This is a genomic window from Christiangramia fulva (assembly GCF_003024155.1).
GTDB classification, from domain to species: domain Bacteria; phylum Bacteroidota; class Bacteroidia; order Flavobacteriales; family Flavobacteriaceae; genus Christiangramia; species Christiangramia fulva.
On the sequence record NZ_CP028136.1, the window covers coordinates 32,673 to 57,254 of the forward strand.

The window sequence follows — 24,582 nt, forward strand, 5'->3', positions numbered from 1 at the left end:
TTCAGCTTTGGCTAATATATGAAATTAACCCAGTAAATCTATCCAAAACTCTTTAAGCCTCTCCCAATCGTATTTTTCAGCCTCCAGACGGGCATTTTTACTAATGCTTTCTGCTTTTGTTGGATTTTGAAGCAGATCTGATATTTCATGTGTAAGATCCTTCACAGTTCCTTCGGCTAATTTTCCGCTGAGATCATGCTCGATAAGGTAAGGAAGTCCGCCTACGCTTGCCGAAACTACCGGTAATCCCAGCGCCATCGCTTCAAGGACGCTTACCGGCAGATTATCTACGGAAGAAGTATTCAAAAATATATCATAATCCTCGGATAATGCTGCCCATTCGGTTTTGCTGAGTTTTCCGCAGAATTTTACAGGCAGCCCGTGCTTCTCAACATAGGCTCTTGTTTTTTCAAAACTTCCGTCTTTCTCAGGGCCTACCATACAAAGTTCGGCTTCAGGATATTCTTTCTGCAGTTCACTGATGATCTTCACGGCAAGCTTCGGCCGATACACCTTATCAAAAGCCCGTACCCAAAGGATTCGGGGTTTCAGATTTTTTCGTGCTTTAAAAGGGTACTGACTAACACTAATGGCATTGGGAATATATAGTAGATTTTCCAGCTCAAAGGTTTCAAGCTGTTCCAAAAGATATTTTGAAGGTACTATATTGAAATAAGCTTTTTTAAAGATCCTTAATATACTAGGGGAGCTTTCGCTAAATCGCTGAACAAGGTTTCCGCCGTGAAGGATAAATATATAGGGAAGTTTAAGCATACTGCAGCAGTAGCCGCTCATGACCGCGTACCAGAAATTGGAAGTGCTGTAGGTATCAATAAGCACCAGGTCGATCTTTTTGCTGTTTCTTAAAATACTGCTTAACATATGCAGTAGCCGCAAAACTTTATTTTTGTAATGGGAAACAGCTTTGAACTCTAATCCTTCTTCGGCAAGTAAATCGGGTAAAATATCAACGCTGGTGGGAGCCGCGCCATGCTTTTCAAGTTTATTGCCGATATAAAGGATATTTTTCATAAAGTTAGTTATCATAATTACCTCTCCCTCGGGAGAGGTCGGAACTGTTTTATACAGTTCCGGTTGAGGAAGGTCAGGAATCAAGCAGCCTGCTCCACTTTTCCTTTACCGGTTCCATTTTTCCCTCACCAGTTCCCCGTCAATATATTCTCCCCTTTTTCGAAGAATATGTGGGTAAAACCTCGAGATCCAGGAGAGGCGATTTTTTCAATCGCATCTCCGCGGGTTTTTTTTCACGGTTTTTTGGCATTTTCGCCAAAAAATTCCCTGAAAAAGGCGTCTTTTTCTTTGCTTCGTTTCTTTTGGACGAGCAAAAGAAATGAAGGTTCACAAACTCCTGTTTATTTTATAAAAATAAAACACTGAGCTAAAGGAAGGAAATAAAAGAATGTAAAACGCCAAAGAAATTAACCCGCACCTATCAAAAAAAACTAAGCAAACAGCCAGTTCAACTTTTCCTTCACAAGTTCCCTTTCAATAATTTCCTCCCTTTTTCGAAGAATATGTGGAGAAAACCTCGAGATCCAGGAGAGGCGATTTTTTCAATCGCCACTCCGCGGGGTTTTTTCCACGGTTTTTGGCATTTTCGCCAAAAAATTCCTTGAAAAGGCGTCTTTTTCTTTGCTTCGTTTCTTTTGGACGAGCAAAAGAAATGAAAATTCACAAACCCACACCTATCAAAAAAACTGAGCAAGCAAACTGTTCCTCTTTTCCTTCACCAGCTCCCTTTCAATAATTTCCTCCCTTTTTCGAAGAATATGTGGAGAAAACCTCGAGATCCAGGAGAGGCGATTTTTTCGATCGCCTCTCCGCGGGGTTTTTTCCACGGTTTTTGGCATTTCGCCAAAAAATTCCTTGAAAAAGGCGTCTTTTTCTTTGCTTCGTTTCTTTTGGACGCGCAAAAGAAATGAAGGCTCACGAACTCCTGTTTATTTTATTAAAAATAAAACACTGAGCTAAAGGAAGGGACAAAGGTGAAAAAAATACAGCATTCCCAAAGCATTTCTGAAATACTGTAGCTATTTTAGAACTCACATCCTCAGGATCTATAACCTACAAAAAATAACTATCCAACCAGCCTGTTCCACTTTTCCTTCACCAGTTCCCTTTCAATAATTTCCTCCCCTTTTTCGAAGAATATGTGGAGAAAACCTCGAGATCCAGGAGAGGCGATTTTTTCGATCGCCTCTCCGCGGGGTTTTTTCCACGGTTTTTGGCTTTTTCGCCAAAATATTCCTTGAAAAAGGCGTCTTTTTCTTTGCTTCGTTTCTTTTGGACGAGCAAAAGAAATGAAGGTTCACAAACTCCTGGTTATTTTATAAAAATAAAACACTGAGCTATACGAAGAAAATAAAAGATTGAAAAGCACCAGGGAAATCAACCCCTATCATAAAAAAACTAAGCAAGAAGCCTGTTCCACTTTTCCTTTACCAGTTCCCAGTCAAACTGCTCAACCTTATCACGGGCATTTTTACAGATCTCCATGGTATGTTCCGGATCTTTTATCAGCCTTATCACCTCTTTGGCCATGGCCTCCTCATTATCGTCAGATACCAAAATACCGTCATGATCATTCTGAATAAGAACAGGCATCCCTCCAACATTCGTGCTTACTACAGGCAGCCCAAGGCTCATTGCCTCAATAACACTGATCGGAGTATTGTCTATAGAGGTAGTATTGATAAAAAAATCATAGTTTTCTGAAAGTCTGGCCCAGTGTTTCTTCTTAAGTTTCCCCGTAAATTTAACCTTTAGGTTATATTTTTTCGCAAGCTTCCTGCACACCGCCATACTGCCATCTTTCTCAGGACCCACCATACACATGCTGGCCTCCGGATATTCTTTTTGTATATGCTGCAGCACTTTAAGGGCCATCATCGGGTTATAACGGTTCTGGAAACGTCTTACCCAAAGCAGTTTCGGCGCAAAACTTTCTCTTTTCTTAAATGGATAATTTTCGGTTTTGATCGCATTGGGAATGATCTCCATATTCTTAAAACCATAAGAGCTAAAAATGGAATAAAGAAAATTGGAAGGTGCTACATTCACATCCGCGTTCCCAAAAAGGCTCAGGCTGAGTTTTTTGGAATTTTCCAGACGCTCAGGCAGGTTGCCGCCGTGCAATATGGGTATATAGGGAAGATTCATCATCTGGCAGGCTTTCCCCACCAGGTAAGCGTAATAAAAGTTCATGGCTCCATAGGTGTCAATAAGAACAAGGTCGGTTGTACTTTTATAACGCGCGATTAAAGTAAGCATCTCGGCAAGCCGGAGAGCTTTATTATTACGTGTGGATGCCGTACGGACGGTATATCCCTCTTTTCGCAGCATTTTACTAAAAAAGGAAATATAGGTAGCCGTAAAGCTATTTACTTGTAAGTCGTTTCCTATGTACAGGATTCTTTTTTTCATCTACTATATACAATAACGCAAGTCCGTACACAAAAGCCGGCTGGGCTATCCGCATGGCCGAATGATTGATGGTCAGGAACCAGAATGCCACAAAAGCCAGAAAATAATAATTGTTCTGAAACTTGAACCAGAATATTATTGGGACAAATATAAGGATTGCCAGAGCAAATATTCCGAGGATCCCATGTTCGGATAATAATCGGCTGATTTCATTATGGGTATTGATCCCTATTCCTAATTGTTCTCTTCTATATTCCCTACCCTTTCCCACTCCAATTCCAGTAATTGGGTGATGATAAAAGGCGGTGAGTTCGGTCTCAATAATTTCAACCCTCCCGGTGGTAATATCTTCCTTTAATTCACCTGCTTCGTTCTTATTGGTATACCTATTTAAAATTAATCCGGAAGTTTCCATGGACGAAAAGAACCAGACAAGCAGGAAAATGATTCCCATCCCGATTATACGAAGGTTTGTTCCTTCAATTTTTTTTGCGTCCTGTTTATAATAAAAGAAGATCAAAAAGCAAACTACACAAACCGCAGCCGTTAATACACCTCCCCTTGAAAAAGTAATTAGTGCTCGGTAACCCATCATGATTAGAAGAATAGTGTCTATAAGATTAATTAATCGATCCCTGATAGTTAACAATCGTGTACATAATAAGAAACATCCCAATCCCAGGACGCTGGAAATTTGATTAGGGCCAAATCCCGCAGTAGCAGCATAATTTCCCGAAAGACTAATTTTCACATCATCCATACTGGGAGTATAAAAGTACAGGTACATCATCTGGGCGATAAGAGGCATCAGCATCATTAATAATACCCGTTGAAAATCCTCTCGCTTGATCTTTTTATAATAACAGTATAAAGCCGAAACCCCCAGGCAAACAGGTCCGCTGATATTAAAAGCTACCAGTTTCCTGAAATCGGCATCATAACTTATGGTCATGGAAGCTACTACAACTCCCGGGAACAACATTAAAAGATATAACCAGTATGGGATTGTTTTTGACGATGCGCCTTTAAAGAACATTCCTATTAGTAAAAATACGATTACCGCGTATTTTCCCGTCTCATAGAATATCACCGCACCGGTCTGTCTGAAGAACACCTCCCCTCCTGCTATATAGGCTGCGGCCATTAATGCTTCATTTCCCTTATTTTTACGGTCTATGATCACAAAAAGAAAGGAGGCCATAATTCCCAGCAGAATGATCTTTGCCAGGCTTGGAAACAAATAAATAACCAGCCCATATCCTATATGCAGTATAAGCATACGTAGATAGAACTGGTTATTGATATAATTAAAATCTTTCAAAGCTCTTTGAAGAAATTTAAATACCGCTTAAGTATTCCGGCCTCCGAATATAATTCTTTTACCCGTTTATTTAAACCGGAAGCATCTTTCTTTCTCATTTCAGGATTTTCCAAATAAGTGGTAACCACTTTGGCAATGGATTCCGCACCTCCCGGAGGAATTAATTTCCCATGGATCCCTATAACTTCACTGCATTCCCCTACATCAGTGCAAACTACAGCTAAACCAGCAAGTCCGTATTCTATTAGGGCCAAAGGCAGACCTTCCGATAGTGAAGATAATACGCCAATATCCGCTGACTTTAGATAAGGAAATACCGAAGCTACCTCTCCATAATAGTAAACCTCTTTCCTTTTTCTAAATTCTTCCTTCAGATCTTTGGAATAGGTATCCTGAAAATCCCTTCCAAAAAGATACAGTGAAATAGAATATTTTTGTTTGAGAATATCAAAAGCACGTAATAGAGTTTGATGATCTTTCTGAGGCCTCAGATTGGCCACACAGATGAGTTTATAATCTTCATTCCCTTCTAATTCCTTTGCCTCTTCTTCTTTTATTTGGACGAAATTTGGAAGAACGAGAAGCGGTTTATTAAATTCCAGTTTCTCTTTTGTCCATTTTTCCAGTTGCAGATTTACACTGATGATCCCTGCAAAATATCGCGACAACATTTTTAGCGGTTGCAACTTTCGCTTTTCCAGGAATTCACTGTTGCCATAATGATCGTGCCAGATAATTTTGAATTCGCTTCCGCTCAATTTGCATAAAACTGCCAGAAACCAGGAAGTTCCATGCGCATGGACGAATTCTATTTCGTTACTTTTGATAATACCATTCAGTTTCCTGATTGCCGATATGTCAAAGATCGATTTCCTTCCCAGGAAATAAAAATCCGGATCATCCTTTATATTTTTGGCCAGCAGACCTTTCTCACGTGTGGCTACAAGTACTGATTTTCCGGCACGGTCTTTCAGGGCATTGAAATAGTTCAACGCCATTCTCTCCGCGCCACCGGGATGTAAGGAATCAATTAATTGTAGTACACGCATAAATTCAGCTGGTTTATATACTAACTCTGTTTACATTCAAATCCGTTCAGGGTTCAAAGTTCAATGTTTAGCTTTTGATATTCAACATTGAAGGTATATTCATTTTCCAAACCTCAGCCTTCAATCCTTTCTAAACTTGGAACCTTTAAAATCAGATCTATTAAGAAAACCTATAAAAGCTGTAATCTTTGCTATCTCCTTTTCACACTTTTGAGAAAGCTTCTGAAATTCTTCTTCTGATATTAGCTTCTTATCTTTTGCCCTATACAACTGCGATTTTAACTCTGTACAGGATCCACGGGAGAAACCTAAAAAATTTCGAAACTCAAGATTCCCTCCTCTTCCAAAACCTTCTGCTATGTTGTCCATAATTGAGCCTGAGCTTCTGTCCATCTGATTTAGTAGAGAATATCGTTTTCCAAGTGGCGTTGTTTCGAACAATTCCTCCAGATCTAAACAAATTTCCCGCGCCAGCTGCCAAACCTCCAGGTCTTCAAATCTCTCTACTTTACTCATATTTTTAATCTTTAGTACAAAACCACCGTAAACGTTGAACTTTGAACTTTGAACTTTGAACTTTTAATTTTTCAACACTCCCCTTATCCCTGCTTCAAATTTTTCCAGTGTATATTCCTGGCTCCACTCATGCGCCCTTTTTGACATCTTATTCATTTCCTCTTCATCTTGCAGTAACTCAATTATCTTATCAACTACTTCCAAAACGCTCCCTGTTTCTGTTCCCCCTTTGGGGGAATTAAGGGGGCTGGGGAGAGATGGAGAGGGGCCTTGGGGGCCTTGGGGGCTGGGGAGAGATGGAGAGGGGCCTGGGGGCGCTGGGAGAAGGATCCCCCTGGATCCTTCTCCCAGCATCCACGGCACACACGAGATTTCCGTTCCAATTGGTATACATCCAAAGAACATTCCCTCTGCCAGGGCTTTTGGCCAGCCCTCGCTCCTCGATGGGAGTATACTAAAATGCGCTTTTTTATAGGCATTCTTTAAGACCTCCTGAGGCTGATTTCCTTTTAAAAAAATAAACTGCTGCAGCTCGTTTTTTGAAATATAATCTTCTAAATTTTCCTTTTCCGGACCTTCCCCGTAAATATCCAATTCGACATCAAATCCATTTTGATAAAGCTCCTCAACGATCTTTACGGCTAAAACAGGTTGCTTTCCTTCGCTAAGGCTTCCACAAAAGAGAAACCGGAAAGGAGCTTTAAAATTTTTACTTACCTGCTCTTTCTCCGATTCTGAAAAACTCGCCGTAAAAAAAGGAATGATATTCTTACTTTGATTTTCCCAGTTTCCATAGACCAGAACTTTCGTATTTCTGCTTAAAAAAGTATTGGAAAGCCACCATTTCTGAAAACGGTAACTTAAAGGCTGTTCGCTTTTCGATTCCCAGTTCCCGGCATACTTTACCGTCTTGGGTTTGTGCGGAAACAAAGATGAAACTACCATAGCCAGCATTCCCACATTGCCTGGACATCGAATATGTATATGATCGGCCAGCTTCATTTCCCGGTAGCAGGCTTTAATCACTTTAAAACTGTCTGCTATATTTTTTAAAAAATCATTGCCTTTATAATGTAATGAAGGAATCTTTACATGCTGAATATTTTTATGCTGATAGGCCTCGTCAATTACTGAAGGATCCCTGGAACTTCGGGGTGCTACCACTTTGACACTTTCAATGTCGGCAATCCATAGGTTCATTTCTTTCACATAAGGACCATAGGAATATAAATTCCCCTTCTTCAAAAAATGGTCGGCATGTGAAAAGATACTGAATATCATCCTATGCTTTTTTTTCCATAAACAGACTTACCTGCATGCATTCCAGAAATCGCTTTCTCGATCCACGGGATTTTTCCCAGTCTTCTTCATGCCATTTTCTTCCTTTTTCCATTCGCTTTTCTTCAGAGATTGGCAGAAGATTTAATAAAAAGAACCATTTTGACTTTCCTAGGGTTCCTCGTCTATCCAGAATATTGAATGATTTCTCAAACTTTGAAATGGTCCTTTCAGTAAATGGCCATTCCCAGTCTTTATCGCTTTGAAAAGGTCGGTAAAGACTCCTCAATACCCAGACAGGCTTACTCGTGGTCGTTGGATCATAACTTACAATTTGTCCTTTAGGAGCAAGCTTTTCATTCAGCTTTTCTATAAGCTCATCTACATCTTTAAAATGATGAAGCACGGCATAGGCATAGATCAGGTCAAAATCCTTTTCTTTAAACTCATTGGAAAGAAAATCAATGGCATAGCCGTTCGCACTGGGAATATTTTTCAACCTTGAATTTAAATGTTCGATCGCTTTTTCACTAAGATCAATTCCTATATATTCTTCCGCATTCTGTGCCAAATACATGCTTAGGGAATTTCCCATAAAACAACCGAGGTCCAGTACCTTTTTTCCTTTTACATTCCCTATCCAATCATAATGTTGCTGCACAACTACCTTTTCTACCCCAACCGACTTACGAAATTTGGTTAGGATTCCATTCCTTAAAGAATACCACAATTTTGTAGCAAAGTTCTTTTTAAAACTTTGATAAAACTCCTTCTGGCGTCTATTGATTTCTTCCTGCTTATTTTTCATATTTCCTAAAGTTGGATTTAATTAAATATTTCAGGATTTTGGGATAAATCTTTTATTACCTTAATTAATTCATATTTCTGCTGAAATCGTTGATAACAGCTCTCTGCCATCTGCTCTCTCATTTTGGGATTTCTTATCAGGGATTTCATTTTATCAGCAAGGTCTTTATGGTCTCCGGTTTTAAATAATATTCCGTCTTTCCCATTTCTGATTATTGAGGATATCCCAGTAGTATTCGATCCTATGACTGGAGTATGAACAGAAAAACTTTCAATTACCACATAACCAAAAGCTTCATTATAAGACGGCACTACAGAAAAATAGGCCGTCGAGAATTGATCCAAAACATAATTTCGTGATTGGTTTCCAGCAAAAAAAATATTCTTCTCCAGATTTAATCTCTTTTGAAGTTGTCTGAGATTTTCTAATTCACCGGTTGATTCATCTTCTCCAATAATAATAAGTTTAATATCTTCAAATTCATCCTTTACGAGTGCCAGTGCTTTTACTAAAACCCTCACTCCTTTAACTGTATGTAATCTTCCTGCGTAAACTATCTTCCTAGCCTTAGGTTTTTCGGTCAGGTTCGGATCTCTTACTGCATTATTAACAACCTGAATTTTATTGGGTGGAATATTGAAAGAATTGGTCAAATCTAATTTTGCTGCTTCCGAATTGGTTACTATTTTAGAAGCTAAAGAGTAAAAAAATCTTTTTCTTAATTTTAAAACTGAATTAGTATCCAACTGCGTGGTTAATGTGTGATACCAGGCTACTCTGTTTTTAACCCTTACAAGAAATCCTGCCAACAAACAAATATTGACTGCAGCAAAATTGGCAATAATTGTTCGTGGTTTATATTTTCTAATATATCTTAAAAAAAATAATAGATCTTTTATTTTAGTTGGTCGCTTCGAAGGCCATATTAAGATTTCAATCCTATCATTGATCCTAAAAGGATGTTTTTCATTAGCATGTGTAAAAATAACTACCTTATTTTTCTCAGAAAGAAGGTTTGCCAGACTGATAAAAAATTCAGCTACCGAAGAATTTTTAATGGTAAAAGCTAAAAATACAGTCTTCATTTTTTAATTTAATAATGCACTAATTCTTCCTTTAAAATCTGCAAACCCGCTTTTATCTCCCTCCAAATAATTGAACAACCTGATAAAAGCTAGCAGATAAGATATTCCATACCATTTAACCCGTGCTTTTAACTTTGGTTTGGGATTTTTATTTTTCCAGACGTATTTTCCATTCTTCACCACCATCTGTCCGTATTTATAATGATCCGGTCTTCCTGATTCTTCATGCAGATGAAATACCCTGGCTGCAGTATTCACATATAGTTTTCCTAATTTGGAAGCCCTTAAGCAAAAATCCATGTCTTCATAAAGTCCGTAACCCTCAAAATAAGATGAAAATTCTATTTCTGAAAAAAGTGATTTCCGATAAGAAGCAACACCTCCCATAAAGAATTCCACTTCATAGATTTTTCCAGATGGCGGCAAAAATCCTGTAGAGAATCCATGAGAGAACTCAGGCATAAATCCCGGCGGCTTATCTGATAATAGCCCCAGCCTTTTCCTTAAAACATTCCGCTGCCCCAGCTTACGTATATAACCGTCTATCTTAAATTCATCAAAGGCCGGTTTATAGTCCTCTTCCACTTTTTGCCAGACAGTTTCATCATTTATCCAGCCTCCTGCTGCGATAGCCTCTGGCCTTTTTTTATAAGTAGTGATCAATTCTGCAAAATATTCTCTCTCTAAGACTATATCATCATCTAAAAAACAAATGATATCCACATCCCCACTCTGACCTATCCCATAATTGCGCTGCCTTGTAAGCCCACTGTCTTCCTTCTCTACTTTTATATACCTTAGATTTTTATAGTTATGAGCATCAAATAGATCTCTGGTATCATTCTCTCCCGAACCGTCCACTATCAGGATTTCATCCGGATATAGACTTTGTTTTTCAACCGATTCTAGCAGCCTTTTTAGCGAAGCGGGCCTTTCATAGGTACAGATAATGAGGCTGAATGTGAACTCCCGCTTTGTCATTCCCTTATTTGGCATTGTTCAGTTCCTCACATAGTCTTTCGCTTAACCTCCAGCGTCTTTTCATGCTTCCAAAATAACGAAAAGGATTTTTAATGGATTGCTTTCTGTAATATTTAATGAACAGGGACACTTTATAGCCTCTTTGCATTATTTGAGTATAAGCCGACTTCACCAGATACATCATCGTGGGAGAAGGTTTTGGCTCTTCTTCTGGGGAATCCTGTCCTTTCATCACCTCTCTGAATCCGCCTCTCTCGGCCTTAAGGTGCACAAACTGAAGATCGGGATGATAAATGATATCACAGCCTTTGCTTCTTAATTGCAATCCGTAATCTATGTCTTCCCCAAACCCCTTTTCCAGGAATTCGGAAAATTCACACTTCAGCGCGTATTCCGATTTCACCACCGAGGTCCCTGAACCAAATGCGCCCCATTGTTTGATCTTCGGAAAAACAGACTGTTCTCCGGGCTGAAGACAATTTAAATTGATACAACCCACTCCCAGTCTGTTAATTTCAGCTAATGTTTTTTCCAGCAGATCTGTCTCAAGCCTTATATCATCATCAGCAAAGAAAATATATTTGGCGGTAACCGATTTCATCGCAAGGTTTCTGGCGTGGCAGGCTCCTGTTCGGTGAACAAAGTGATGGATGACCTCAAAGGACCATTTCTCCTTCAAAAATTCCAGTTGGGATACTGACGCTGGATCCGGATCCTGCTCTACGATGATAACACGATTTGGTAACTTGCTTTGTTTGCTTAAGTCCACCAATAGATTCCTTAAATGTTCCGATCTTAATAGAGTTGGTACGATTACATCAATGTCCTCGCTTTCGTTTGATACTTTTTCCCGCCTGATCTCATGAATAGGAAGATGTATTTTTTGTTTAAAAAAAGACTTCTTTCCCAGGCTTTTCAGGAAAGGAATGAGTAGCAATCGTTTTTCGTATCTCCAGAAGCAAAACAGCAAGATCCATAACCATTCCTTTTTATAATGCTGTGCCACGAATCTGAACAATTCATCATCAGTACTATTAAAACTGAGCTTAATTGTTTGATTGCTTTCTGTCAGATTTGGATTGGTATAACAAAAAAGTCCGTTCTGCTGACCGGTTTTCGCAATTGAATTTAAAAGGTAACCGAAGCTTGTAATTTCTTTGAAGGTATCCCTGAATCTCAGTGCAGTTTTTCCGTAGGTCCCACCTATATCTGTGCTCATCCTCCAGGTGGGATAAACCACTTCATAATTCGGATTCACAAACGGAAGCTGATCAATATAACCAATTTGATCAGGAATATATTGATTAACAATTGGAAAACTGGACATGATTAATTCATGCGGAAAGCACTCTTCGATATTATCAGCAATTATAGGATCAATATCCTGATCTCTCCAGATGATCAGCTCCTCCGGAAACTTTTCAGCTACTTCCCAAAAAGCATTGACGAGAGATCTGCTTTCTAATAATAATTCTTTACCATCCCGGCTAGTATGTATAAATTTCCTGGCATTGCTGTGAAGCAGAATGATCATTTGGGAACGGCTTTGCTCAAAAGTACTATTTTTTAGCATTAAGCCATAAGTCAAAAGCCTTCAGCAATAAATTATTCATTCTTATTGATCATTGATTATTGGTAATTGTTAATTGTTAATTGAACTATTTTTCCATTTTTGAAGGACCTCCTCATAAAACCGAATATTCTTCTCCGCCACAACTTCCGTTGAAAACTTCTCCTCCACTCGCTTCCGGGCTGCCTTTCCCATATTACCGGCTAAATTTTTATCTTTCAGCAACTGCAGAATTTTCTCCGCATACAACTGATGATCCCTGGGATCTACAGTAAATCCGGTTTCACCATCGATCATTACCTCCGGCGCCCAGCCGATATTAGAAGTTACCAGTGCTTTCTCCATAGCCATCGCTTCCAGCCAGGTCATTGGTAAAGCCTCGGCAAAACTTGGCAGCACAACTACGTTCGCTTTCTCGATCTCCTTTCGAACCATCGAATAATCCAGCGATCCAATATACTCAAACTGTTTCGCTGCTTCTTTTGAGAGTTTTCCTTTAAAGAGTTCCCATGTTGATACATTTTCAAAAATATCCACCACATCTCTTCCCGCCAGGAGGAGTTTCGCTTCTTTATACTGTTTTGCCACTTCATTAAAAATCTCCGCCAGTTCCAGCACGCCCTTTTTTCTTATGATACTCCCAAAATAGAGGATTCGGTTTGGTTCGGGATTGTTTTCTGATGGCTTGAAATCTTCTATGGAGATACTATTAGGAATGACTTCATAGCCCCGGTTCAGCTTTAGAACCTCCATGGTTTTTCTTCCGGTAAAATCGCTTACCGCCAGGATCCGGTTTGCATTCTTCATGGCCTCCCTCTCAAAGAACCGGTTCTTAAATTTTTGCTTACGGTTTTCCAGGGCACAGAAATAAGCATCCGTCCCGTTCATACGAATCAACAGCGGCACCTCAAATTTCATAAATGCAGTAATCCCGGTCCAGTCCGGTGCTTCGATAAGGTCGATTGTTTCCTTTTTGATGATTCGATTGATTCGTCCCTGAAGGTATTTTCGGTAGAGATACCAGCCACCGACCTGATAACTTTTCTGCTTAATGAAATAAAACCTCAGCCCGTTCTCATCAAAGTGTTTATCTATTTCCTGCCCATATAAAATAATGCTTACCTGTACACCTTTTTCAACCAGGGCCTCAGCCATGTTCTTGATGCTGCTTCCCAGGCCGCCCGAAGCAGGGCAGAGTTCATGTGGATATTCGGGTGTGAGATAAGCTATATGCATTTCTATATATAATTGAACTTCTTGCGAAGTTTTCGACTACCTAGTCCGATGCCCAATCTGGTTAAATATGAATTACCTTTTCTCTTAATTGGATCGTATCTCTTAGTCTTAGGCTTTTGTTCCCAGATATGGCTTGCTCCAGTTTCTTTTATAAAAGATGAATTAATTACTTCAATGGCGCTAATCTCTTCTTTTATTTTATAGATTTCTTTACTGGTCCCAAATATGCCTTTCAGTTGTTCCAGAGTTTCTTCATCAAGTTCTACCATATCCTCATATCTTAATACCAGTTTATTCTCAAAATCAGGTATATTTTTTAACACGTAATTACTAAGTTTTCTGCTATAGTAATAAGGATATACACCAAATGATATTCCCAGCCTCTTAACCTTATCTCTTAATTTAACTTTGTTAAAACGCATTCCTTTGACCAATGAGTTAAAAACGCTGGCTGGATCTCTTAAAAGAATAATATGAATATCATTGGGAAATAGTCGTGCAAGCTGATCTACACCTATAAATGAAGTGTCTTTTATCATTACATATTCTGAATTGGATTTTTCAAGAATGCGTTCTCTTAAACCCTCTATAAATAAATGCTCAAGAAATTTTTTATCCGTTTCAAAAAATACCTGTTTATCATAAATATTGAAGAACTCGCTGAGTATAGCGGATAATCTGGTTTCACTCCTATTGTGAATTAAAACTGTATGCCCTGTAAAAACTTTTAAAGCTTCTGATACAAAATTATGTCCAGTGCGTGGTAAATAAGAATGTAGAAAAATTATTTTCTGTTCTTTCCGGTTTCCCATACTAGAGATTTTATTTTTTCGGAAATTCGATCTGAAGCCTTATCGAAAGGATTCAGGTTTATAATATTAAACCAGCTTCTGGAATTCTTAAGAACCTCTTTGGTTTCACACTTTTCTGCTCGCTTAATTGCTTCAATGATATCAGCCTTGGAATCGATCCAATAGACTTCTCTTTTATTTTTCATTGATCTGAAGTGTACATAATCATAAATTTCTCTTACATCCTTTTTCAATTCGTCTATTTTGGGGATATAGTTAATATAGGCACACGGCTTGTTTCTGGCCGCAAAATCAAATACCATTGACGAGGCTATATTGATCACCATAAAACTATGTTCGATAATATTCGTCTGCAGGATCATATCCTCCCGGGTGGGCATCACCGTGTCCCAGCTATTGTTCCCGCTGCTCCATTGTGGATCAATGGAGGTGATTTCCTGTTGATAATCAGACAATACCTCATCATATCTTCCGGATAGGTCTACCGGACATCTTCTGAAAATAATTCCTGTTTTCTCTCCCTTTTCATTCAATCCTCGAACCGCTTCAGCTACATCCCTCAGGAATACCTCATCATGCGGTGAGGTGGTGATATCATCTCCTGAAAAACACAGGTAATCTTTTTCGGGATCCAGATTGTATTTTTCGCAGAATATTTGCCTTGGGATAAGCACCTCATCCTTATAATGGATTTCGAATTGGGGCGTGCCGGTAATTTTCACCTGCTCTTCCTGAATGTAAGGGTAATATGCCAGCAGCTCTTTTTTCATATAGTCGCCCCAAACAAAATAATAATCGCTATCTATAACCTTGGTGGCCTTTGGCAGATTATCCCATGAAAAGATAAAGCAGGTAGTGGTTATACCCAGATCCTGTGCCGCCGTAACCGGTGCGATAGCATTCACCGGACGCTGATTGGCACAAAATACCAGATCAGGTTTTTCTCTCTCCAGCACTTTTTTACATTCCTTATAATAAGCTGACTTCCTTTCGGAGTTCTGCATACGTTCCCTTAGAACTTTCAACCCCTCTTCTCCGGTATAAGTAGCAATTAATCGGGAAACGATCAGGTTTTTCAGTTTATTTTTCCAGCCTCTGTTAGAGGAGGCAAACTTATATTTGTCGTAAACGGGATCATTGAATTTATCCCGAAAATGATTCAATTCTGAAATGATCTTCGCTCTTTTATACAGATCGGTGATCGCTCTTGGTTTTGGCCTTAGTTTGATCTCCCTTTCCCCTTCGGCAGAAATATCATAAGGAGTGGCATTCCAGTAAACGATCTCCAGTCCCTTTTCCCTTGCCTTTTTCGGAAAATCGGTGAATAAAAAGTTTCTAAGACTTACACCGTCAGGAATGATTACAAAGACTTTTTTCTGCTTCAAGGTGCTTATATAGATATTGGCTAAGATAAAAATTTAGAGAAATTAAAGCTCCCCACTTTTAAATACTTACTACTCTCTTATCTACATTCCATGTCAGGCTGAACCTGTCTGCCGGCAGTTAGGCTTGTCTCAATTTCTCTTGTAAAATAAAATATAAATCACTCATCTATAGACTGCTTATAGCTAATTTCTTCTGCCTTAAGGCTTCCAGCTTAAATAGAGATTGCTTCTCCGCCTGCGGCGGATCGCAATGACACTGAATTAGTGACATGAATATTTTACAGCACCTCTTCAAGAATAAAAACTAATAAACAGTCAAGCTCCAAACTAAAACCATTTTCAAATCTTAAAATCGGCTAATCTTCAAATTAAAAAAACCTCACTGCTCTCCATGATGAACCTGCGGGTAGCCGAAGCCATCAAGCTGAACTCGTCTCAGCTTCTCTTAAGGTAGAAATACTAAAAAGAAACCTCCGAACTCTGAACTCTGAACTCCTAACTCTTCACCGGCAGAGCTAAAAGAGATCAGCCGATGGGAAAAATAAGAACAGAAAACCAAACTATATCAAAAGGCCTAAATTAACCCACTGCCATACATAAAAACTATTCTCCTGTTTTCCGTTTTGATAAGCTTCCCATTCCTTCCGAAGAGCCTTCGAATCAAACCAGTTGGAAAATTCAGAGTTAAGCAATTTCTCAATTCCCTGATTAACAAACCCCCTCAGTTCTTCTCCCAGCCATTCCCGCTGAGGCGTTTGTAATGCTCTCTTCGGAGCTTCCGCAATTTCAAAAGGAACATATTCTTTAACGATTTCGCGTAGCATGTATTTGTGCACACCGCCTCTTATTTTCATTTGATCGGGCAATGCAAAAGCCATCTCCACCAGTCGGTAATCCAGGAAGGGCTCTCTCAGTTCTGTGGAATAAGCCATTGAAATCCGGTCATTAAATCTCAAGGCCCGTGGCAGTTTGGTATTAAAAAGATCCCGGTACTGTAAATTCTGAATTACTGAGGAAAAAAGTTCAGGGTATTGAGGTTTTTCGGCCAGTTTCATGAAACCTTTATTCAAAACACCTGTACGAAGCGGAGATACATTTCCACTCCCCTGTATTAATTCATTCGTGGCTCTTCCATAATAATCATATCCTGCCCATTGTTCATCCATTCCCTGTCCGTCCAGTAATACTTTCACGCCATCTTTAGAAGCCTTTTGAAAAATTTTTGAATAGGCCAGCGTCGGAATTCCCCCATAAGGCTCATCCTGGTAAAAGCTTATTCTTTCGGAAAGCTCAGGTACTTCTTCAGGTGACAATTTTACTTTTTCAAGCGAATTCCCTGTCCTTTTGATCATTTTTTCCACCCAGGGCAGTTCATCATAGCGCTCATCGCCGGTATAAAAAGTATAAGCCTTAATATTATGGGTCGGGTGCAAATGATTCACCAATGCCAATAAGAGTGAACTGTCCACTCCCCCGCTTAAATTGAAACCCACCTCCACATCGGCCCTGAAGCGTAATTTTATGGAATCTTCAAGTAACGCGAGATATTTTCTTTTAACCTCCGAATCCGAGCCGTGATCAGAAGGTATTTCTTTTATTCTTTTTTCAAAATCATACCACTGATGCTTTTGAAGCTTTCCATCTTTGAATTCTAAGTAATATCCTGCCTGCAGCTGAAAAATATCCTTATAGAAAGTAGTTTCCGGACTTCCATAGCTGCCGTAACAAAAATAATTGGCCCAGGTTTTCTCATCCGGATTTTTTTCAACAAATCTATGAATAGCTTTGATCTCACTGGCAAAGATGAAGCTTTCTGCATCCTTATAATAATAGAAGGGTTTTACTCCAAACCGGTCCCTTGCTGCAAATAACTCTTTTTTTTTCTTATCCCAGATCGCAAAGGCGAACATCCCGTTCAGTTTTTCCAGGCAGTCTTTTCCGAAAATGATATAAGAAGCCAGTAAGACCTCCGTGTCAGAACTTGTTCTAAAATTATACCTGTCTCCTATTTCGGCTTTTAACTCTTTATAATTATAGATCTCCCCGTTAAAGATCAGCTGAAATCTTCCGGTAGTATCGCTAAAAGGCTGGTTGGCGTTCGTGGAAAGATCAATGATGGAAAGTCGGTTATGTCCTAATAGACAGTCGCCATTCTGATAGATTCCGGAAGCATCCGGACCCCGGTGCTTGATGCTTTCAAGCATTTTCTCAAGGTCTTCTTTATTGTAATTCGTCCCTATGATACCGGCGATCCCGCACATATTATTGTTTTAAGATATTTTCTGCTCTTTCCCAGTCGTCGGAAGTATCGATATTGACGTAAGGATCTTTTGTAGTATCTACAAATCCTATTTTTTCACCAAGCAATGAACCCTCTAAGATAATTTTACTTCTGGTTACATATACCGCACCGTCACGGTGATAGGCTTTTGGCAGTTCCTGCCGCCTGGGAATGGGAGTGCTTTCACCCGTGGCGATTTTCAGTTTTCCGTCCTTTTCTTCAAAAGCCCAGTGCGGATTATAATTTTCCGGGATTTCCCGTACGCTAATTACAGAGTCAAACTCACCCTGTTCCAATTTTTGAATGGCTTCATCGATAAGTCCATTCCTTCGGAAAGGCGTGGTTGGTTGTAAAAGGCAAACGGCATCAAATTTTTCACCCTTTTCTAAAAAGAATTTTAGTGCATGTTGGATTACTTCAATACTCGGAGTATCGTCTTGGGAAAGTTCTTGCGGACGTTTGAAAGGCACCTCCAATCCGTGAGCTTTTGCGATTTCAATTATTGATGCATCATCTGAACTTAAAACCAGCCTGGAAAGCAATTCAGCCTTCTTTGCCGAGGCAATACTGTAAGCGATCAGTGGTTTTCCCTTCAGTTCTTTTATATTCTTGCCGGGTATTCCTTTACTCCCTCCCCTGGCAGGTATAAGTCCAAGTACTTTCATTGATCGAGATTTGAAACGATCGGAAAATCAGCGTCAATAGCTTCTTTTTTCTTCAGATATTCAGGAATCATTCCCTGCGAAATATTCTGATAGGCCCTTCGAAGCTTTTCCGTAGTCAGATCTTTAATTCTACAAATTTTCCCCGGATTTCCCTGCTTGAAAGGGGTAATTTTTCCTGATTCGTATTCTTTAAGTACTATTGGTAAAATTTTTCCGGCCTGAAGGATCACTTTGTTTCCTATATCATGTAAACTGTCATGCTCTTCCAGTTCCGGTCGCAATTGATGCAGGATTCCTCCGGCATCGACTTCTGCAGTAGCCAGGTGTATGGTAGCTCCAACCAGCTCCGGTCTTCCGTCTATCAGAGGAAAAAGATTGGTGGCCGAACCTTTATACCAGGGAGATAGTCCCAAATGGAGATTGATAACCCTCTGCGGAAAGGCTTTTAATAGCTCATTTTGAATGATGGAGGTACCGAAAAGAATAATATAATCGGGATCAATATCATTAAGAACCTTTAATGTTAATTCTGAATTGATATCGCCATGAGCCATCTTTAGCTGTAGTACCGTTTGTGGGAAACCTTCTTTACCGAAAAATTCGATTTCCGATTCCTCCCTTTTTCTGAGATGTATTTTCTGAAACTCCGCGTCCTCATACTCAAGGCTTGAAGTATCTGAAATCTTGGTTGATTTTTCCTCGCTGATAATAAGCTTTAGATCGGTCTGCTCCTCCAGACACCTCGCGATATACTGATGCCTGTAACTATTGCTGGTAAGAAGTACCGTTTTCATAGCGATGCCAATTGGAAAATTCAGGGTTTTCGAACAGATTTTTCCTCTGGAAGAGATTTGCTTTTCCGCCGGGAAGATCGTTGCAGTCATACCTTCCAAGCAGGAAAGGATTCTCTGCAGGATTTTTATTTATGGCTCTTTCCATACTGAAAGCCATTTCATAACCTGTTTTGGCTAAAGGTATGGAAAGATTTTTACAGGCCTCAAAAGAACCATAAGGATAACTGAAGGCTTTTGCTCTTCCCCCGAACCGGCTGATAAAGAACTCCTGACTTTTTTCAAGTTCTTTTTTCACTTTTTCAGCTGGCAGCATTCCCAAAGGATCATGATAATGTCCATGAGAACCAAGACTGCCTTCCCCCCATAATTCGGCAAGCTGTTCTTCACCCATATAGAGTTCATTCGCCATTTCGGCTTTATCAAAATGATCTTTAAAAAGAGGGCTAATGATCTTCCTCAGTTCCTCGAATCCCAACCTGAAATTCAGGAGGTATTTTAGTCTGGCAACTTCTTCCTCATCATAGTTATAATGGATTATAGCCTTGTTTTTTTCCTCATCGCTCAGCTTGATCGTCCACTTCTTTTCTATTTCCTTACGGAGCTCCACAGGAGATATCCTTGATCGAAGAAGATGAATTTGATGTACCAGGGAAACTTTTTTTTCTGAAAAATTTGAAGTATTCACGAAACAGATGAACGGGATCTTCATTTCATCAAGTATAGGTTTAGCCAGCTCGAATTGTTCTTTCAGACCGTCGTCAAAAGTGATAAGAATTGCTTTTTTATCTTCAGAAATTCCTTTCAGTATATCTTTTTGCGAAACAAACTGCCCATATTTTGCCAGTTTCTGTAACTGTTTTCTGAACCGATCAGGTGTAACCCCAAAGATACTGGGATATTCTGTTTCAAAACTTTTCCTGATATAATGAAAGTTTGCGACTGCCAGCATATTAGTATTGGATGCTTTTATGCGATCTTAATTCGATTTTTGCCAGTATATTAGCGATTTTCTTACCGGAATTACCATTGCCGTATATAGTTGAAGTACTAAATCTACCATTTCCATTCAATTCCTTGATTTTCGCCAGTATCTCTTCCCGCTTGTAGCCCGTGTGAGTGACATTTTCTCCTTTGAGCCTTCGTTGCTGCCGGCTCCCAATATCTATGGCCGGTACTCCAAGGTAACTGCACTCCCTGATCCCCACACTGGAATTTCCGATCAGCATTTTGGAATGCTTCAGCAATCTTAAAAAGTCCAGGGGATCTATATTTTTAAAAAAATGGATGTTTTCGGGATTTTCCTGTTCTCTGAAAGTCCTAATTCCATTGGAAGTGCCGTCAGAGCCCGCATCTACATTTGGCCAGAACCAGAAAGACGGAATTCCCGAGTCGCTTACCGCATGAAGCGTTTCTAGTATATGTGTTCTCGCTTTTTCATATTCCGAGGTAACAGGATGCTGCATTACCACCAGGTATCCATCCTGCCAGCGAATGTTTTTTCCCACTCCGCCATATTTTTCTAACGGATTAAAATTAAGAGCCTCATCATTGGCAATCTCCTTTGCAAGATCGATGGAAGGGCATCCGGTATTGATCACCATTTCAGGATCCTCTCCCAGCCTGATCACCCTTTCCCGGGCATCTTCGTTCGACACCAGGTGAATATCGGCAAGTTTGGTATTGGCGTGCCTTACTTTTTCATCGATGCTTCCGGTCACTTCTCCTCCCTGTATATGCACTAAGGGAATATTCTGGTATGCCGCGGCTATAGAAGTAGCGATGGTTTCAAACCGGTCGGCGATGGTGATGACCGCATCAGGCTGCAGGTTATAAAAGACATTGGTGAGTTCCATTAGTCCGAGACCGGTAGTTTTCGCCATGGTCGTGGGATTCTCCCCCTCAAGCACCATATAGACCTTTGCCACTGCCTCAAAACCATCATTCCTGATAAAATCTGCCGCATTGCCATATCTGTCAAGCAAAGCCGAACCAGCAACCACCAATTGAAGTTCCAATTTAGGATGTTCTTTAATAGCCTGCAGTGCCGATTTGATCCTACTATACGACGGACGGGCGGTGATGACTACGCAGATTTTTCTTCGATCTAGGCTCATGTAAGATAATCTCTTTTAAAATATTTAAGCTTCATCAGTATCTTGGTCTTTATCCAAAACAAATATTGGAAAAAATCGGGATTGGTGAATATTACTTTCAATCCTCCTTTGAATTCATCCGGATTCTTTTTTGAATATACACTGTTTTTTCGGACCGACACCATAGTGGCAAATTTATGCTTTGGAAACAAGGATCTCAATTTCTTTACCTGTTCTTTTCTATCTCCTTCTATTAGCAGGATACATTTTTTGCTCATCTTTTTCTTTAAACTCTCCAGCTCATTTTCGATACCATCAATGATAATTAGATCCAGCAAAAGCCCCTCTGGTAATGCTTGAATATTCGGATATAATTTCAATTGGCTAAAATTTTTACCCATATTTTTAGACAGTTGCTTCAAACAGAATTCATTGTTCTCGGTTCCATACACTTGTGGTTTAAAGCTAAATTCTGCCTTCAGTATGGAGTCGCTGATGGTCCCGATTCCCACCCCTGCCTCTAGTATGGTGCCGGGTTGAAAAATAGAGACTGTTTTTAATATACCGTAAATTGCGTATTCGCTGGCAATAAATTGGCTGCCATCAGCCTGGGAAAATTTCTGGTATTGTTCTTTTGCTATAGCTTTAATACGCATTTTTAACTAATATTGATAAAATATTGTTCGCATTTGGTAAATCAGCTTAAAAATAAAATTCCTCTTTATATAATGGCCGTATTCGCAGGAATAATTATTTATCTGATATCCAAAAATCATTATTTAGGATTTTCTCCCGACTCAGTGACTTATTATGAAGCCGCAAACAGTCTTAAGGCAGGGAAAGGATTTACTAATCTGGATGGCAAATATATAAACCATTGGCCTCCTGGCTATCCTTTATTGATTTCTGCATTCTCCTCTATCCTGGGAATCTCAATAATGCTAGCTGGAACACTGGTAAATGCGCTAAGCCTTTTTTCCACTACTATAGTTCTTTTTAAAATTTTTGAACTTTACGGAATCCCTGGGAGGATTTCCTATCTTCTGCTGCTACTGTATATTTTTTCTCCTGTATCAACAATATATATATATGGTATTTATCGGAAGGTTTTTTCATATCCCTGCTCCTTTCCTCCTTTTTGTTCCTAAAAAAATGGCAGAACACGCATTCCGGATGGACTTTATTTGTAAGTGCATTGATTTTAGGAATGTCTATTTTGGTACGATATGCTGGTATTGGTTTCGCAGGCGCATATTTAATGTATATAGTACATAAAGACTTCAAATCCTTAAGAATATTATTTTCCAGTTTGCTTTCTTTTTTTACGGCTCTTCTGATCCCAATTGTTCCCTGGTTTATTTATACCCGCTTAAACGACGTGTCTTCACATGATCGGAAGTTTTCTTATGAGCTGATTCCTTTCGCTAAATTACAGGAAATGTTTTTCAATTTTGGAACCTGGATTTTCGGCAATATGAATGGCTTGGTATTTATGGCGGTTGCTTTTTCCTTTTTGGTATTGATTTATAGAAAAAGACTAAAAAAAATCAAGCTTAAGGATTTTATTTTAAGGAATTGGAGAGAGTTCAGACTTCCATTTATCCTTAGCTGTACGTATTTTTTATTTATTCTTTTTTCAGCTGCTTTTTTAGATCATGCCATCCCGTTCTCAAATCGTATCTTTAGTCCTGTTTATCCTTTTTTTCTGATCGGCTTAGGACTTTTTATTACTTTTTTATCTCGGCAGGTTTCCTTTAGATTATATCTTCTGCTCCCCCTATTGATATTGATTTCTTATTCTTTTCGAAGCATTCCGGTCTATAGCGATCATTATAAAGATGGTTCGGGATTTACTTCTGTCAAATTTAGCGAATCACCCACAATTCAATATCTTAGAAAGAACTATCCAAATAAAATTATTTATACCAATGATGTATTTATTCCAAAGATTTTTACGGATAACAAAAAAATAAAACACCTGCCTCTTTCAGCTGATTCTGCAGATCTTGAGAAATGGAGATCCAACATAAAAGATAGCGCAGCCATAGTAATTTACCTGGACTCTGTGAATTGGCGAAATTATATAATTAAAAAGTACAAAGTAGAAAATCTTTTTAAAGATCAGAACATTAAAAGATTTAACGATGGAATTATTATCAAACCGGAGAAATAAGAATTTCGAGAAAATTTCTCAAGCTTTTTCATTTATCCTGATAAATATTTTTTGAAGTTTAGCTGCCGGTTCTAAATACTCGTTATAATATTCCTGGTTATTCTGCTGGATTTCCATTCTAAGATCGCTATCGTTATAAAGCTGTCTGATTTTCTTAAGCAACTCCTGTTGCGATTTAAACACCAAATAATTGGCACCCTCCCTAAAATCACCCGGTAACTGGAATTCATCAATGGGGGAAGTCAGTATGGCCATACTATGGGCTACATATTCTCCCAATTTCCATCCTATACTTTTTTCAAGTCCTTCGGTAATAATTCCCACGGAGACATTTTTAAGTTTTTTAAGATAGTTAGCTTTGTGGTATTCTTTATCTGGAATCAGTAATTCAGGGCATTCTTTTTCTGAAAACTCGTCCTTTTCGATCCCACTAGAAAATAGATCTCCGTATTGTTCTTTAAGTATTTTATTGATCTCTATACGATCCCTGTTCATTTTTTTTCGCTCTTCCTTTTTCCAATCGGTAGGATTATTCTCCGGATTCCACAGTCTGCTTCTAAAAACAATTCCAAAATCTTCTTTGGGAGAAGCTTGTAATTTTTTTAGATGGGAAGATCCAATCGAATTTTTCATATTTAATATTCTGGAAAGAGTAGGATGGTATCTTACCGAATACTTAAAGAAATTCTTTTTGTAAATGAGATTTTGTAGATATCTGTTTTCATAGAAAACAGAATAATTCAGGCCGTAGGGAACCAGTTTTTCCTTTTTATTATAATCTTCTTTCAGTAACATTCTTTTTATATAGAAATCACATTCCTCATAAATAGATTCCTGTATTTCGGTACTATCTGCCATGTCAAATATGAGGATCTTATCCTTATACTTGACTCTGCAGAGATCGATAGGATAGCTTATGTTTTCGAGAGAGTATTGCAGGTTTATCTTTCCTTTTTGGTGTAAAAGTTCCAGACCAGTAATTAGTTGCGTAAAATGTAACCGCGTGCTATGAAAGTAAAAACAAACATCTGGTATCATAAAGGAAATTATTAGTAGAAGTTCCTAATTTCAAAAAGGATATCTAAATTTAC

Annotated in this window: 20 protein-coding genes; all 20 read right to left on the bottom strand. The window is 39.0% G+C overall.

Going from position 1 to position 24,582, the window contains the following annotated elements:
• Nucleotides 1-24: 24 nt before the first annotated feature.
• A complete protein-coding gene (locus C7S20_RS00150; protein ID WP_107010595.1) occupies nucleotides 25-1,032 on the bottom strand; it encodes a glycosyltransferase family 4 protein in 1,008 nt (335 codons plus the stop codon).
• 1,398 nt (nucleotides 1,033-2,430) lie between these two features.
• Entirely contained in the window at nucleotides 2,431-3,444 is a 1,014-nt protein-coding gene (locus C7S20_RS00170) for a glycosyltransferase family 4 protein (protein WP_107010599.1), read from the bottom strand.
• Nucleotides 3,398-4,765 (bottom strand): O-antigen ligase family protein, encoded by a 1,368-nt coding sequence (locus C7S20_RS00175; RefSeq protein WP_107010600.1) that lies wholly within the window; start codon nucleotides 4,763-4,765, stop codon nucleotides 3,398-3,400. The genes C7S20_RS00170 and C7S20_RS00175 overlap by 47 nt, the downstream gene beginning before the upstream one ends.
• On the bottom strand, nucleotides 4,762-5,814 hold the full coding sequence (locus tag C7S20_RS00180; protein ID WP_107010601.1) for a glycosyltransferase family 4 protein: 1,053 nt from the start codon (nucleotides 5,812-5,814) through the stop codon (nucleotides 4,762-4,764). Before C7S20_RS00180 ends, C7S20_RS00175 begins: the two co-directional genes overlap by 4 nt.
• 120 nt (nucleotides 5,815-5,934) lie before the next feature.
• Nucleotides 5,935-6,330: a four helix bundle protein gene (locus tag C7S20_RS00185; protein ID WP_107010602.1), complete on the bottom strand. Its 396-nt coding sequence runs from the start codon at nucleotides 6,328-6,330 to the stop codon at nucleotides 5,935-5,937.
• A gap of 63 nt (nucleotides 6,331-6,393) precedes the next feature.
• A complete protein-coding gene (locus C7S20_RS00190; RefSeq protein ID WP_107010603.1) occupies nucleotides 6,394-7,611 on the bottom strand; it encodes a glycosyltransferase in 1,218 nt (405 codons plus the stop codon).
• A gap of 1 nt (nucleotide 7,612) precedes the next feature.
• Nucleotides 7,613-8,416 carry a class I SAM-dependent methyltransferase gene (locus C7S20_RS00195; protein WP_107010604.1) on the bottom strand — a complete coding sequence of 268 codons (804 nt, stop codon included), beginning with the start codon at nucleotides 8,414-8,416 and terminating at the stop codon, nucleotides 7,613-7,615.
• 17 nt (nucleotides 8,417-8,433) lie between these two features.
• On the bottom strand, nucleotides 8,434-9,501 hold the full coding sequence (locus C7S20_RS00200) for a glycosyltransferase family 4 protein (RefSeq protein WP_107010605.1): 1,068 nt from the start codon (nucleotides 9,499-9,501) through the stop codon (nucleotides 8,434-8,436).
• 3 nt (nucleotides 9,502-9,504) lie between these two features.
• Nucleotides 9,505-10,482 (bottom strand): glycosyltransferase family 2 protein, encoded by a 978-nt coding sequence (locus tag C7S20_RS00205; protein WP_107014029.1) that lies wholly within the window; start codon nucleotides 10,480-10,482, stop codon nucleotides 9,505-9,507.
• Between the two features lie 4 nt (nucleotides 10,483-10,486).
• Nucleotides 10,487-12,055 carry a glycosyltransferase family 2 protein gene (locus tag C7S20_RS00210; RefSeq protein ID WP_227009064.1) on the bottom strand — a complete coding sequence of 523 codons (1,569 nt, stop codon included), beginning with the start codon at nucleotides 12,053-12,055 and terminating at the stop codon, nucleotides 10,487-10,489.
• Between the two features lie 69 nt (nucleotides 12,056-12,124).
• Nucleotides 12,125-13,288, bottom strand: coding sequence for a glycosyltransferase family 4 protein (locus C7S20_RS00215; protein WP_107010606.1), 1,164 nt, complete (start codon nucleotides 13,286-13,288; stop codon nucleotides 12,125-12,127).
• A 2-nt stretch (nucleotides 13,289-13,290) separates the two neighbouring features.
• Nucleotides 13,291-14,100: a sulfotransferase gene (locus C7S20_RS00220; protein ID WP_107010607.1), complete on the bottom strand. Its 810-nt coding sequence runs from the start codon at nucleotides 14,098-14,100 to the stop codon at nucleotides 13,291-13,293.
• Nucleotides 14,073-15,485, bottom strand: a complete 1,413-nt coding sequence (locus C7S20_RS00225) for a UDP-glycosyltransferase (RefSeq protein ID WP_107010608.1) — start codon at nucleotides 15,483-15,485, stop codon at nucleotides 14,073-14,075. The genes C7S20_RS00220 and C7S20_RS00225 overlap by 28 nt, the downstream gene beginning before the upstream one ends.
• 560 nt (nucleotides 15,486-16,045) lie before the next feature.
• Entirely contained in the window at nucleotides 16,046-17,746 is a 1,701-nt protein-coding gene (gene asnB / locus C7S20_RS00230) for an asparagine synthase (glutamine-hydrolyzing) (RefSeq protein WP_107010609.1), read from the bottom strand.
• 1 nt (nucleotide 17,747) lies between these two features.
• The gene (locus C7S20_RS00235; protein ID WP_107010610.1) at nucleotides 17,748-18,431 is read right to left on the bottom strand and encodes an acylneuraminate cytidylyltransferase family protein; all 684 of its coding nucleotides are present in this window, start codon (nucleotides 18,429-18,431) and stop codon (nucleotides 17,748-17,750) included.
• Complete coding sequence (locus tag C7S20_RS00240; protein ID WP_159039841.1) at nucleotides 18,428-19,225, bottom strand: formyltransferase family protein; 798 nt, start codon at nucleotides 19,223-19,225, stop codon at nucleotides 18,428-18,430. Before C7S20_RS00240 ends, C7S20_RS00235 begins: the two co-directional genes overlap by 4 nt.
• Nucleotides 19,197-20,174 (bottom strand): polysaccharide deacetylase family protein, encoded by a 978-nt coding sequence (locus C7S20_RS00245; protein ID WP_107010612.1) that lies wholly within the window; start codon nucleotides 20,172-20,174, stop codon nucleotides 19,197-19,199. Before C7S20_RS00245 ends, C7S20_RS00240 begins: the two co-directional genes overlap by 29 nt.
• Nucleotide 20,175: 1 nt before the next feature.
• Complete coding sequence (gene neuC / locus C7S20_RS00250; RefSeq protein ID WP_107010613.1) at nucleotides 20,176-21,339, bottom strand: UDP-N-acetylglucosamine 2-epimerase; 1,164 nt, start codon at nucleotides 21,337-21,339, stop codon at nucleotides 20,176-20,178.
• Entirely contained in the window at nucleotides 21,336-21,974 is a 639-nt protein-coding gene (locus C7S20_RS00255; protein WP_107010614.1) for a hypothetical protein, read from the bottom strand. The genes neuC and C7S20_RS00255 overlap by 4 nt, the downstream gene beginning before the upstream one ends.
• Nucleotides 21,975-23,509: 1,535 nt before the next feature.
• The gene (locus C7S20_RS00270; protein WP_159039842.1) at nucleotides 23,510-24,529 is read right to left on the bottom strand and encodes a glycosyltransferase; all 1,020 of its coding nucleotides are present in this window, start codon (nucleotides 24,527-24,529) and stop codon (nucleotides 23,510-23,512) included.
• Nucleotides 24,530-24,582 lie beyond the last annotated feature (53 nt).